General features: G+C 40.8%; 14 protein-coding genes. 8 read left to right on the plus strand and 6 right to left on the minus strand.

What is annotated here, in order from left to right:
• Positions 1 to 41 precede the first annotated feature (41 nt).
• The 3 genes from ACQKC9_RS03615 to ACQKC9_RS03625 all read left to right on the plus strand — a co-directional run bounded on the left by ACQKC9_RS03615 (position 42) and on the right by ACQKC9_RS03625 (position 3082).
• Entirely contained in the window at positions 42 to 1208 is a 1167-nt protein-coding gene (locus tag ACQKC9_RS03615) for a nucleotide sugar dehydrogenase (protein WP_427620542.1), read from the plus strand.
• A complete protein-coding gene (locus ACQKC9_RS03620; RefSeq protein ID WP_427620543.1) occupies positions 1208 to 2221 on the plus strand; it encodes an NAD-dependent epimerase in 1014 nt (337 codons plus the stop codon). Before ACQKC9_RS03615 ends, ACQKC9_RS03620 begins: the two co-directional genes overlap by 1 nt.
• Before the next feature lie 93 nt (positions 2222 to 2314).
• Positions 2315 to 3082, plus strand: a complete 768-nt coding sequence (locus ACQKC9_RS03625; RefSeq protein ID WP_341609090.1) for a hypothetical protein — start codon at positions 2315 to 2317, stop codon at positions 3080 to 3082.
• Here ACQKC9_RS03625 and ACQKC9_RS03630 read toward each other — a convergent pair.
• From ACQKC9_RS03630 to glnE, 5 genes are all read right to left on the minus strand, one after another.
• Positions 3079 to 4179 carry a glycosyltransferase gene (locus ACQKC9_RS03630; RefSeq protein ID WP_427620544.1) on the minus strand — a complete coding sequence of 367 codons (1101 nt, stop codon included), beginning with the start codon at positions 4177 to 4179 and terminating at the stop codon, positions 3079 to 3081. The two genes, ACQKC9_RS03625 and ACQKC9_RS03630, sit on opposite strands and share 4 nt — an antisense overlap.
• A gap of 64 nt (positions 4180 to 4243) precedes the next feature.
• A complete protein-coding gene (locus tag ACQKC9_RS03635; RefSeq protein WP_102092193.1) occupies positions 4244 to 5110 on the minus strand; it encodes a glycosyltransferase in 867 nt (288 codons plus the stop codon).
• A 103-nt stretch (positions 5111 to 5213) separates the two neighbouring features.
• A complete protein-coding gene (locus tag ACQKC9_RS03640) occupies positions 5214 to 6050 on the minus strand; it encodes a glycosyl transferase (protein ID WP_427620545.1) in 837 nt (278 codons plus the stop codon).
• Between the two features lie 106 nt (positions 6051 to 6156).
• A complete protein-coding gene (locus tag ACQKC9_RS03645; protein WP_101204426.1) occupies positions 6157 to 7086 on the minus strand; it encodes a branched-chain amino acid transaminase in 930 nt (309 codons plus the stop codon).
• A 376-nt stretch (positions 7087 to 7462) separates the two neighbouring features.
• Positions 7463 to 10327 carry a bifunctional [glutamate--ammonia ligase]-adenylyl-L-tyrosine phosphorylase/[glutamate--ammonia-ligase] adenylyltransferase gene (gene glnE / locus ACQKC9_RS03650; protein ID WP_427620546.1) on the minus strand — a complete coding sequence of 955 codons (2865 nt, stop codon included), beginning with the start codon at positions 10325 to 10327 and terminating at the stop codon, positions 7463 to 7465.
• 408 nt (positions 10328 to 10735) lie between these two features.
• On the opposite strand from glnE, the gene tusD reads away from it, so the two are divergent.
• The 4 genes from tusD (at position 10736) to ACQKC9_RS03670 (ending at position 12325) form a co-directional block, all read left to right on the plus strand.
• Positions 10736 to 11197: a sulfurtransferase complex subunit TusD gene (tusD, locus tag ACQKC9_RS03655; protein ID WP_427620547.1), complete on the plus strand. Its 462-nt coding sequence runs from the start codon at positions 10736 to 10738 to the stop codon at positions 11195 to 11197.
• Positions 11198 to 11264: 67 nt separating this feature from the next.
• A complete protein-coding gene (locus ACQKC9_RS03660) occupies positions 11265 to 11588 on the plus strand; it encodes a hypothetical protein (protein ID WP_101204423.1) in 324 nt (107 codons plus the stop codon).
• Between the two features lie 54 nt (positions 11589 to 11642).
• A complete protein-coding gene (locus ACQKC9_RS03665) occupies positions 11643 to 11972 on the plus strand; it encodes a hypothetical protein (RefSeq protein ID WP_427620548.1) in 330 nt (109 codons plus the stop codon).
• An 8-nt stretch (positions 11973 to 11980) separates the two neighbouring features.
• A complete protein-coding gene (locus ACQKC9_RS03670) occupies positions 11981 to 12325 on the plus strand; it encodes a TusE/DsrC/DsvC family sulfur relay protein (RefSeq protein ID WP_238053025.1) in 345 nt (114 codons plus the stop codon).
• Between the two features lie 135 nt (positions 12326 to 12460).
• On the opposite strand, the gene ACQKC9_RS03675 is transcribed toward ACQKC9_RS03670, so the two are convergent.
• On the minus strand, positions 12461 to 13021 hold the full coding sequence (locus tag ACQKC9_RS03675) for a tRNA (cytidine(34)-2'-O)-methyltransferase (RefSeq protein WP_427620549.1): 561 nt from the start codon (positions 13019 to 13021) through the stop codon (positions 12461 to 12463).
• A 257-nt stretch (positions 13022 to 13278) separates the two neighbouring features.
• On the opposite strand from ACQKC9_RS03675, the gene ACQKC9_RS03680 reads away from it, so the two are divergent.
• On the plus strand, positions 13279 to 13419 hold the full coding sequence (locus tag ACQKC9_RS03680) for an entericidin A/B family lipoprotein (protein WP_057759705.1): 141 nt from the start codon (positions 13279 to 13281) through the stop codon (positions 13417 to 13419).
• The last annotated feature ends 31 nt before the right edge of the window (positions 13420 to 13450 follow it).

A 13450-nucleotide genomic window follows, 5' to 3' on the forward strand; every position in this document is an offset into this window, starting at 1 on the left:
GGATTAGAACCCTCAAAGCATAAACATTAATTGGATATATTATGAAAATAGCAGTAGTAGGTACAGGCTACGTAGGCTTATCAAATGCAATGCTATTAGCACAGCACAACGAAGTCGTCGCTGTTGACATTGTTCCTGAAAAAATCAACTTATTGAATGCCCAGCAGTCCCCTATTGAAGATGAAGATATTGAGGATTTTTTATCAAATAAAAATCTCAACTTTTCTGCGACACTTGATGCGTCGGCGGCCTATGAAGGCGCTGATTTTATTATTGTGGCGACACCAACTGATTATGACGCCAAGACCAATTATTTTAATACATCAACGGTAGAAGCAGTGATTGAGCAAGTACTTTTGGTCAATCAACAAGCAATCATTATTATAAAGTCTACCGTACCAGTGGGATATACGGCGAGTATTAGAGAACGTTATGCAACTGACCGTATTATCTTTTCACCCGAGTTTTTGCGAGAAGGTAAAGCGCTGCATGACAACCTTTACCCTTCTCGAATCATCGTAGGTGAACAGTCAGAACGAGCTCAATTATTCGCTAACTTACTCCTTGAAGGCGCGATCAAAAAGGACGTACCGCTACTATTTGTAAAGCCCACTGAAGCTGAGGCAATCAAGTTATTTTCTAATACTTATTTAGCAATGCGCGTGGCCTACTTTAATGAGCTTGATACTTATGCTCAAACATTTGGGCTCGAAACCAAACAGATCATAGAAGGTATTGGGTTAGACCCGCGTATTGGTGATCATTATAACAACCCATCATTTGGCTATGGTGGCTACTGCTTGCCTAAAGATACCAAACAGCTATTGGCAAATTATGATGAGGTGCCAAGTAACCTGATAAAAGCCATTGTCGACTCCAACAGAACTCGTAAAGACTTTATTGCTGATAAAGTTATTGAACTAAAACCAAAAATTGTAGGTATACACCGATTGGTTATGAAAAGCGGATCAGACAACTTTAGAGCTTCTGCGATACAAGGCATCATGAAACGTATTAAGGCAAAAGGTATTGAAGTCGTTGTTTACGAACCAGTATTGAAAGAAAGTACCTTTTTCAACTCACAAGTTATTCAAGACCTAGAAGCGTTTAAATCAATGAGTGATGTCATTGTGGCAAACCGTTTATCTACTGAAATCGAAGATGTGGCGGACAAAGTCTTTACCAGAGATTTATTCGGGAGCGATTAATGAATATTTTAATTACTGGTGCGGCAGGTTTTATTGGTTTTCATCTAATCAAAGCCCTATTACAAATACGGCTGCCTAATAGCAATAATTGCATCGTTGGTATTGATAACATCAACGACTACTATGACGTGAGCTTAAAAGAAGATCGCTTAAGACTACTAAATGAAATATCAGAACCAGAATATTTTACTTTCATTAAGCTAGACCTTGCTGATCGCGAAGCCATGTCTGATCTTTTTTCTACCTATCAATTCGATATTGTCATTAATTTAGGCGCACAAGCAGGTGTCCGCTACTCTATCGAAAACCCAAATGCTTATATTGATTCAAATGTGGTTGGCTTTGTTAATATACTTGAGGGCTGCCGCCATCATGATATCAAGCATTTAATCTATGCCAGCTCCAGCTCAGTCTATGGTATGAATATAAAGCAGCCATTTACCACTGCTGATTGTGTTGATTTTCCTATCAGCTTATATGCGGCTACCAAAAAATCTAACGAGCTCATGGCGCATAGCTACAGCCATTTATATAATATCCCTACGACAGGATTAAGGTTTTTTACCGTTTACGGTCCTCATGGTCGACCTGATATGGCATATTTTTCTTTTACCAAAAAAATTCTAGCTGGTGAGCCAATCAATGTCTTCAATAATGGTGATATGCAGCGTGACTTTACCTATATTGATGATATTGTAAAAGGTATTATTCGGATAATGGATAAAGCTCCCTCTCCTCAATACTCTACTATCACTACAGCGGCCGCCCCTTATAAAATATATAACATTGGCAATAACCAACCAGTAACTTTACGCCGTTTTATCACTGCCATCGAAAGCGCTTGTGGCAAAAAAGCGCAAGAGAATTTATTGCCGATGCAAGCAGGTGATGTGCCTATTACTTATGCAGATATAGACGAGCTAGTAGATGATATTGATTTCAAACCTGATACCAGTATCGAAGATGGAATCACAAAGTTTGTCGAATGGTACAAGCAATACTATTCAGTTTAAGCAGGAATATTTCATAAATTATTTTGGTATCAATTTTTTCGACAGACGTTTAAGCTCTAATTGCATCATACTTGTTCAAAGGATTTTAGTGACATGACTACACCTTCAAACTGGCAAAGAAAACTGCTATTGATATTTCTAAGTGAAAAAAGATTGAATGCGGGTAAGATTGTCAAAAACTATGATGGTAAAAGCTTTGATGAGATGAAAACGACAATAATCACCGAGTCATCGTGTGATATCGAAGCACTGACAGATGAGCGTAAAAGTACAGACTTAGAAATCCACTTAAATAATTTAAAGTATCAATCTTTAGGAGATTCTGAGCTCTGCTTTTATCACAATACGCTTATTATATTAATGCGCCGCAAATACAAAATAGATAAAACTTTTGCTGAATTTGAGAGGCTTTGGGAGTCAGAAAGCGACTATTTATTAGAGCATCTTTCGCTGCGCTGGATTGTTTCAGCCTGCGATACTTTCATTGATCACTCAAATAACAGTATTAGAGCTGCTATTTTGATGAATGTCATCACTCTAATGAATACCTTAAGGGTTCATGAGACCAAAAACTTTTTACAACTGAGCACTAATGCTGAACCTATGCCGTTATTAAACGAAAAAACCGACATACTTTATGCCGGCGATTTGCCTCTATACGATGGGCTTACTTATTTCCGTATTGGTACCGATGATAGCTTAAGAAATATGCGTAAACGCTATAATAAATTTCAGAAAGTCGATAAATTGGCTACGACTATACTGCTTGCTGTATTCGAAAAACTACAGAATAACCAGAGTGCTTTCGCTACTCTACGGCAATTGCATAGAGATGATTGGTCCAAATGGTGGTTAGATTAAGACCTTTTATCTATATTCTTAACATTCGATGCAAATTCAATATACTTCTTGGCTATTGTGACAGGAAGGAGTGCTTCGCTAAATTCAGAGTGGAATTGCTCTGGATCTTTCATAGCTAGGCTTAATTTAGCTGCAATAGCATCTATGTCTCTCATAGGCATTAGGTTTTTTTGAGGTAACAACTCACTTGGCCCGGATTGGCAGTCAGTACTGATAACTGGTGTTCCTAACACTAAAGACTCTGCAATCACTAAAGCAAAACCTTCCCAATCAGAAGTCAATACTTTAAATTTCGCATGCTTTATATACGGAAAAGGGTTTTCATGGAAACCTAAAAAGACAACTTTATCTTCTAGATTGAGCTCTGCTACCAGCGCCTCTGTATTGCTTTGAAGCTTCCCTTTACCCAAAAGAAGCAACGGCAAAGACTGATCTGTCTTCGCGTAAGCTCTCAATAGCACATCATGACGCTTTGCTTCTTTAAAACTGCCAACGTGAATAATATAATTTTGATATTCTGGAATGAAAGCATCAGCTAACTTTTGAATACCATCTCTATCAATAGGATTATGTATTGCTGTAGTTGAGGTAACATGACCAAAGTTTTCTACAAAATCCTTTTCTACTCCGTTACTGACACAGGCACAAGGATTTTTGGAATAAATTCTCGTAAAGTTTTCTTTTCTCCGATGACCAACATCTGTTTTTGCAAACTTATACAGTAATGACAAAGTATTATGAATCACGTAAATGATGTTCGGCAGGCTACTGTAGCTAAAAATACTGTCTGAACGATCAAGATTAGACAAAATGATATCAGGCTGTCCGATATTTTTTTTGACATAACGATCTACCGCATGAGCGAAAAATTTATCGCGACGCTGTGTTCCTGGTATCATCTTGTAGGGTTTGAATTTGAGCACATGATAAATAAGGTTTGGATTAAGATCATATTCAACCCGTGGTTTGAATCTTAAAATATGTACTTCGTATCCTAATTCGTAAAACCCCTGCCCCAAAGTAAGAACGACTCGCTCTGCCCCTCCACCTTGTAAACAATTAATAGCGAGCAACGCTACTTTTTTATCCTGCTTCATAAACGACAACCTATGGATGAATTTCTATTCATTTAATGTGTGAAATATTATTATATTAAATGAATCAACGTTTAAATAATTTTGCAAATAGTGATTTAGAAGCCTTTGGTCGAGTCACTTTATTGCCTATATATCCTTGTTGTGATTTTTTTGGAAAACTACCAAATGGCTCAATTCGATAACTTTCTAAATCATATCCAGCAGTAAGCGCTTCATTATAGTAGGTATCGAAAAGATCGACCAAATCCTGTCTTGGATGTGGTAATACTTCACCATCAAACCAATGCTCAATCCCTTCCTCACTCACTCTAGGTAAGGAGTACTTATGGCTGAATTGTGTGCCCATATCCGAATAATGCAAAATTTTGATTTGTTCTATTGCTAAGTCTTCACCATCGATACAGTTATAGCTATTTTGATAAGGCTCAATCAGTTGCGTATTTTTCTTAAACAAAGCCATCATTTCTTTGTGACTTTTGGGATCTTTTTTAAGTTTCTCAATAGGCAAAACCACATTTTTTGCAGCATCGCAATCCCAAACACAGGTACATAGACGAGTCATATCGGCATTTGCTTTAGCGGCTACTATAGACTGTCCTTTGATAGGATGCTGCCATAGCTTTGCTAGATCGTCTAAAATAACAACATCAGCGTCCATATAGATCGCACGTCCAGAGTAATTGCAATACTCTGGAATCGCCCATCTAAAACCAGAAAAAGGCGTTGACCACTTAGTAGTATCCCAGCCCTTACCAGTCTCAGGATTTGAATACCAGTAGCTATCCGGATCGCGCGATAACTGCATCCATACTATTTCCACTGGCATACTAGTATGTTTATGAATACTATAATCTAGAACCATCATCTGCTCTAAATCACAGTTATTTGGGTCACAGCCAACAAAGACTCTGATGGTATCATTTGTTTTCATAATTCTATCCATTCACTGGGTCATGCTTCTATCTTCACGAATATAAAGATAGAAAGCATCAATACTAACGTTTGCTAATATGGTAATAACTATAAAGTTAAATCTATTCTTTCCAGTACTTTTCAATCCACCCTACTGGTAAGATAAAATGACGCAAATGGCGCAATGGGCGTTTCAAGTTTTTAGGCTCAGTAAGTCTTTTTAGATGGTCTTTAGCATTATTGGCGGCGTTTTTATTGTATCTGCCTTCAATAGCGTGCGTAGGATACAAGTCACCTGGGAAAATGACAATACGAGCGCCTTTAGGAATCTTCGGTTCTTTGATGTAGTTAAGCGGAAATGGTTGGCGACATTTACGTCTAAAGTGTGCCACCCATGCCTTTGGAAACAGCTTCACACCACCTGGTGCATTGCGGGTGACAAAGCGTTGCTCAAAACGATATTCATCGGCGATACCTTGTGGATCAGCTTTGAACTTCTCTTGGAGTGAAACAAGTGACCCTATTTGAAATCTAAAGCAAGAGGTCTGCCCCAAGCGCTCCAACGGGTTGCTTGGGTTATAAGATAAAATAACATCGTCCGGCTTGCCATACTCAAAGAAAGGATCGAGGCTATCGACGATAATCACATCCAAGTCTACAAATAATACTGTCCCTGTTAAATCGCCAAGTTTTTCGCCCCACAAACGAGATTTAGGCCACTTTCCTAACGTATTCGTTGGCATAGTGACATCTAATGGTGGCAGTTCTTGACATTCGATTTCTGGACGTACATCAGTCGTATCATCCGTAAAACACACAAAACGAAACGGCGGGGTGATATTACGAGATACCATACCATATAGTTTATTGGCGTAATCAGCACCGTACTTTGTACCCCATTTAATACAAATAATTTGTTTGATATTATTATTATCGGCTGTACTAGAATCTATTGGCATTGACTGCTCACTTTAATCGTATGAATAAATATGATGGCTATATTAGCATAAAAAAAAGACTGAACAATTATGTTCAGCCTTTTTGGTCTTTAAAGTAACGGCATTATCAATCAATAAAGCTTAACCAGTCCATATATTTCTCATTACGACCATGAACTACATCAAAGTATAGGGTCTGTAGTTTTTCAGTCAACTCACCGCGGCCACCATTACCGATGATGCGATCATCATATTCACGAATAGGCGTAACTTCAGCAGCAGTACCTGTCATAAATATCTCGTCAGCCAAGTAAAACTCATCACGAGTGATACGGCGTTCGATAACATTGATACCTAGGTCAGCCGCAAACTGCAAAATAGTACGACGGGTAATACCGTCTAATGCTCCACCTGATAGGTCTGGCGTATGTAGCTCACCATTTTTTACCAAGAATAAGTTCTCGCCTGCGCCCTGACATACAAATCCTTGTGGATCCATCAAAATAGCTTCGTCATAGCCATTACGCGTCACTTCTTGGTTTGCCATAATAGACACAGGATAGTTACTAGAGGCTTTAGCCTTACACATAGTCACGTTTGGCATGTGATGCGTATATGATGACGTTTTTACACGGATACCGTTTTTGATACCTTCTTCACCAAGGTAAGCACCCCAATGCCAAGCAGCAACCATTGCATTGATGCTGTTGTCACGTGAAGACAGGCCAAGTTTTTCTGCACCTACCCAAATAAGCGGACGAATATAAGCTTCTGCCAAGTTGTTTTGCTTGACCACATCCTTATGTGCTTGCTCTAAAGTGGCAGCATCAAAAGGTACGTCCATTTGGAAGATTTTGGCTGAGCCAAGTAGACGCTCGGTATGTTCTTTTAAGCGGAAAATAGCAGTACGATTATCCGCTGTTTGGTAAGCGCGTACGCCTTCAAACACAGCCATACCATAATGCAAGCTATGTGTAAGCACATGAACTTTAGCATCTGGCTGTTCGATCATCGTGCCATTCATCCAAAGCTTACCATCTTGTGTTGCCATATTCATTTTATTGTCCTTATGTTAGCACTGACGTCTAACTTTTTTTAGGTAGGTTTTATTTAACAGTATTGATCAACATCGTATGATAACACCGCAGCGTCAATTTTTATTGCCGAAACAACAGCTTCATTATGACAAACGACTGACAGTATTATTATGATGTGTGACCGATTATATCACTGGCCGTCTTGGCAAATGAAATCTTTTGGTTTAGCACTATATGGTTTTTAATTATATCGTTTCTAGCTACCGATTCTACTCATAGTTTTTGTTGATAGTTTTTGTTGATAGCTTTTATTCATAGTTTCTACTCACAGAAACGCATTACAGTTTAAGCGTCTCTTGGACTATCGGCAAGGCCTTAATCATACAAGTTTCGATATTACTCGTCGTCTGTCTCCACACCCATAAGATGCTGCCATTGTGACTGTACTAACGCTCGCGTCTCCTGCCACAATGATTCATCAACGAGCAAAGACTGCTCTGATAGTGCTAACTGATGCGTGGCAGCACGTATCCTTAGATAGGCATCGGTCAAATCCTGACAGACTTGGTCATCCCAAATACCAAGCAAAGCAACTTCTGCAAAAATTCGCACATTATCGCTCCATTTGGTCAAACTCGGATATTCATGCGAGTAAGCCAATACGGCAAACTGTGCTAAAAACTCAATGTCTACAATACCGCCTGCATCTTGCTTAAGATGAAACTTGCCCGCTTCCTGCTGCCATTGGCTCGTGCCTAGATGTTTTTGCATTTTGATACGCATGCTAGTGACTTCGCTACGTACTTGATCCAGTGTCCGTGGCAACGACAATACGTCGCGGCGAATATCACAAAAGCGTGCAGTGACTCGTCTGTCCCCGCAAATCGCACGAGCACGTACCAGCGCTTGATGCTCCCATGACCATGCTTTATCCATTTGATAGGTTTCAAACGCATGACAAGACACCACCATCATGCCAGCATTTCCTGAAGGCCGCAGGCGCATATCAATCTCATAGGCACGGCCATCACGGGTTTGAGTATTGAGATAATTCATCAGTTTTTGTACAAGACGCGCGGCAAATTTCATACCACTGACTGATTTTTCACCAGTAGTCATGCCTTGCTCTTTTATTTTGTGTAAGAATACCAAGTCCAAATCTGAAGAATACGACAACTCTAAACCACCAAGCTTGCCATAACCGATAATTGCAAAGCCGCAGTCCGCTTCAGTGACTGGATCGCCATCTTGGCCAATAGGATACCCATAACGGTTAACAATCTCTGCAAAAGCGCGCTCTAATCCCGCTTCTAATACGACTTCAGCGATATAAGTCAATGAATCCGATACTTTCATAATCGGGCGTTCAGCCAATACATCACTAGCAGCGACCGCCAACACTTGATTCTTTTTAAACAGACGTAGGACGCTTAACAGCTCTTCTTCATCGTTTGGCTCGACGCGTAGTAATTGTTGGCGCAAGATATCGCGCAGCTCACGCTTATCTGGTAGATGGCGATAACGCTGCTGCAAAAAAGTATCCAATAATACAGGATACTGAGCCAACTCTTTTGCGATCCACGGGCTAGCAGATAGCATTGGAATCAGCTCAATCGTTGCATTGGGGTTTTCAGCAATCATAACCAAGTAGATAGAACGACGGCAAATCGCTTCAAGCAGTGAGATCAATCTTGGTAAAGCAGTATTGGCAAGTTGCTGCTGTTCTTGATGCGCTAACAACGCATGGACAATGACAGGATACGCATCGTCTAAGCGCTCTCTGGCCTCATCACTTAAGTTAGCGACCATTTTTGATTGCCAAAAGTTCTGTAGTAACTCGCGATTTTCTTCTGTCAGCACTTCATTTAAACGAGCAATTTGCTCATCTAAGTGCTCTGGCTCTAGGTCGGTATCTTCATTATCAGGTATTTGACGTTCAGTGACCATACGCTCAAACGGCACATTGACACTCTCGCGATGACGATTAAGCTGGTCTAATAAGGCATGCCAGTTTTTAAAATTCAGCGTCACTGCTAGATTATGCTGCCATTGCTCATCGTGTGGTAAGCGCTGGGTCTGCTGATCATTAATCGCTTGAATAGCATGCTCAAGCCGGCGCAAAAACCGATATGCTGCCTGTAGCTGCTCGTAAGTTGAATGCTCCAGATAGCCAAGCTCACACAATACTTGCATCGCTTGCAAGCAAGGTTTGATTTGCAGCTGTGGATGCCGGCCGCCATAGATAAGCTGAAAGGCCTGTACGATAAACTCAATATCTCTAATACCACCCGCACCAAGCTTGATATTATCCAAGTCTTCACGCTGTGCAACTTGATTTTGAATAAGAGACTTCATCTCTCTCAATGCCGAAAACGCACTGTAGTCCACATAATAACGAAAGACAAATGGCTTAATCAGCGCTTGTAACTCTTCATAAAATGGCTGGTCTATTTGTCCGACTACGCGCGCTTTTAACCAAGCAAAACGCTCCCATGCACGCCCATGCATCGTAAAGTATTTTTGTAATGCGGATAGATGAATAGCCAAATCACTTCCATCACCCCATGGACGTAAGCGCATATCTACTCGAAAGACAAAACCGTCAGCGGTCTTGTTATCAAGCAGTTTAATGATGCCTTGACCCAATCTGGTCATAAAGCGTTTGTTGTCTATGCTACGTGTACCTTTTGCCTTATTGCCATTGGTCTCGCCGCGCGCTTGATGCACAAAGATTAGATCAATATCACTTGATAAATTCAGCTCTTGCGCACCAAGTTTACCCATGGCCATGATTGCCATATCATCAATCTGTACATTGCCTTGTTCATTGATAAAGGTCGGCTCACCATATTTAGCAACCAAGTGCTGATAAGTATAATCCTTAGCAAAAGAGATACAGCCATCTGCAAATTCAGACAACTCATCGGTCAGCTGCTCCAGACTGATCGTTTGCAAGGCATCTTGCCAAATCCAGCGCATCATTAGTAGCGTGCGCAAGTGACGCAGACCACTCATGACCTTGATTTCATCAGCGAGTTGATAGTTCTCATCTAACGTATAATCTTGTATCAGATCATCGATTTGCTGACGGGTCAGCGTACTATTCAATGGATAGCTACGCAAAAACGTCTGACATGAAACGGTCCGACTTTCCCAAATTTGATAAGCGAACTCGCTCGCTGTCTGCAGGACTTGCAGTTGTTCTACGGTAGGCTGATAATCTGTACCATTGTTCACACGTGAGGGCATAGCAGGTAACATAGTGACAAAAACTCCTTACATAGAATGGTAAGACTACGTGAACCTAGCTCATAAGTTTATTGTTTTTTCTTACGAGGCAGTCACAGCATCAAATAATAATACTCAGTGTGCCTACACTTGAGATAAAACCACGTTAAATAACAGTGGCTCTATTTGGTTTGCGGCGCTTTATGTTAGCATAAACATCTTTGATAGAGACGACGCGCCTCTCTTTTATGACATAACGATATTTGATGTGACAGTATGATCCGCTGTATGGCGCATTATCAGTATAAATTCTGTTTTCTGTCACGCAAATTTGCACACAAGCACTATAATAATAACGACCAAATGACTTTATACAAAGCATTTATAGCAACTCGGCCATAATTTTTAAACTCTTATTTATAATATGTGATACCGCGCCTTATGACGACCACTACCCCGTTACTACTGATTACTGCTGACCCTAGTCACCCATTGGCACACTTGGCGTTACGCTATGCACGCGCTTACCTAAACGGCGCAGAAGATAGTCATGATATTGATAACAATGACACTAATCGCATAGGCAGCAGCGATAATGCTACCTCTGAACAACCCCTGCTCAATGTCTTCTTTTATGGCGACTCGGCTCACATAGCCAATCGATTGCGTTGGCAGTCAGCCGATCAATTAGACTTGACCAAAGAATGGCAGTCTTTGGCTAAGCAGTATCAATTACCCCTGCCTGTATGTGTCAGTACAGCCCTTAGCCGCGGTGTGAGTGATGTAGACAACAGCTCACGCCATCAGCTTGACGGTGCCAATCTTGCAACAGGGTTTACATTAGTGGGACTCAGTGAGCTTGCGATGATGATGCAGGACGACTGTCGTTTGATACAGTTTTGATAGCATGTCGTTTGATGGTTTGTCTATTAACATCACTGGTAGCGGTAAATATTTTTAGGAATAGATTATGAGATTATTAATTCAGCTGCATACGCCCACTGAAGCAGCAAGCTACGAAGGTTGTGCGCTTGCGCTAACTTTAGCGACATTTGGTCATGAGGTGCAACTATTCTTAGATGCGCCTGTCTTTGGCTTATTGATGCAATCTGACTCGCGGCTGCATGGCATGATTCAGTCACTTGAGCTTTACGATATGCCCGCAGCTTGGCTACCTGATGATGTCTTTAGTGGCTGGGTCACTGGTATGTTGCCGACAGATCTGGCATCACAGCTCACACTCGTGCCAGAGGTCATCAACTCACAAGACTTTGAGCAGATACTTACCTTTTAAAACGCTGTATAACTTAGATTTATAAAATAATAAAGCACGTAATTGGACACCTTTATGGCAACTTTATATCAATTGCATAGCACGATGGCTACCCTTAGACGCAGTACTGAAGAGATGTCTCGCACTTGGCGCACAGGTGACAGTATCCTCTTGCTTGGCAGCACTCCTGCTTTTATCGATTGGCTCAATGCTTATTTAAATGATAGCGATATAGATGGTATTGCTGGTATTTACGCATTAGCAGATGATATCGAACAGCTCACGACAAATACAACTGGCAAGCTTAATTTAGAGACTAAGTTAACTGCTATTTTAACCGATGCAGAATGGGTCAATCTGACTCAGAGCAGTCAGTTTGATAAAGTGGTGACGATTGCCTTATGAGTAATGACATGACCACTCACAACGCTGCATTATCAGCGGCTGATATCGAATTAGATCAAGACGGTCATCTGTGTGACCATACCATTTGGACGCCTGCTATCGCGCAGCAATTGGCAGACACGTTAGAGGTCAATCTAAGCGACGAGCATTTAGAAGTTTTGCAACAAGTGCGCGCGTTTTTTGACAAATTTAATCACGCGCCAGCAACCCGTCCACTAATCAAATGGCTACAAAAGACTTTGCCAGAACTTGATATTAGCAATCAAAAGCTACAGCAATTGTTTAATACAGGTTTAGTCGCGCGTCATGTCAATCGCTTGGCAGGACTACCAAAACCACCAAACTGTTTATAAGTGCTTTATAAGCGATAAGATACAATCGATGTCGCACTAGAAAATCATCATATGTACATGAGCAGTATCTAATATTTTACTGCTCATTGAGTACGCAAATACTTTTAAGTCTATAGTTATTGCTTTGTAGAATCGCTATTTTGGGTCGTAGACTGTCAATGTCTCATACCCAATACTACGACCTTCATCGCCTAAAAATCCTTGCTGTCGCCATATCTCATATAGACATATAGCTACGCTATTTGATAAGTTTAAACTACGCGAGTCAGCCAGCATGGGCAGTCTTAGCCAGTTATCAGCACCGATATCTTCACGTATATCATCTGCCAGACCTGCCGTCTCAGAACCAAAGACTAGCGCAATATTGGGCATAGCAGCCTTATTAGATGCTTCAGAGTCCGAGTGCTTACCAAAGTCATAATCGTAGAATGGTTTGCTCAACTTAGTCGTCAATGCCGTTACGACATGGCAATCAGCGGCTTGTAGTGCTTGCCTCGCAGCTGTCCAATCGTCATGCACTTGCAAATGCGCGTATTCATGATAATCGAGACCTGCACGGCGTAGCTTTTTATCATCAAGCTCAAACCCTAATGGTCTGACTAAATGTAGCTGTGCTCCGCTATTGGCACACAGTCGAATAATATTGCCAGTGTTGCTCGGCATTTTTGGTGCTACTAGCACGATATGGATTGTCATTCTTACTCCACAAATGTTCAACGCTCTATTATTTAAATTTATGAGCGGTAGGTAATCGAAAGTTACAGTTTACTGCCAATAATTACATTTTGATACTGTGCAGCGTTTTTAACTTTCACTATGATGTCTGTAATGGATAACGCGATAGCATTTATGTATGACTGTCTCATCCAATACCCCTTCAGTGAAGCTTAAGCACGATGCTTAGCGTCACTGTTGTTATTTATAACCATTCATTTATCTTTGAGGATACTATTATGAAAAAAGTAATCATCGCATCTTTAACTGCTATGTTCGTTCTAACTGGTTGCAACACGTTCAAAGGCTTTGGCCAAGACGTATCAAGCGCTGGTGATGCTGTAACTGGCGGCGCACAAGAAGTACAAAACAAAATCTAAGGTCTGCTTTTTTTAGATTTTCAAAAGGGCT

This window comes from Psychrobacter sp. NPDC078409 (genome assembly GCF_050268505.1).
GTDB lineage: Bacteria > Pseudomonadota > Gammaproteobacteria > Pseudomonadales > Moraxellaceae > Psychrobacter.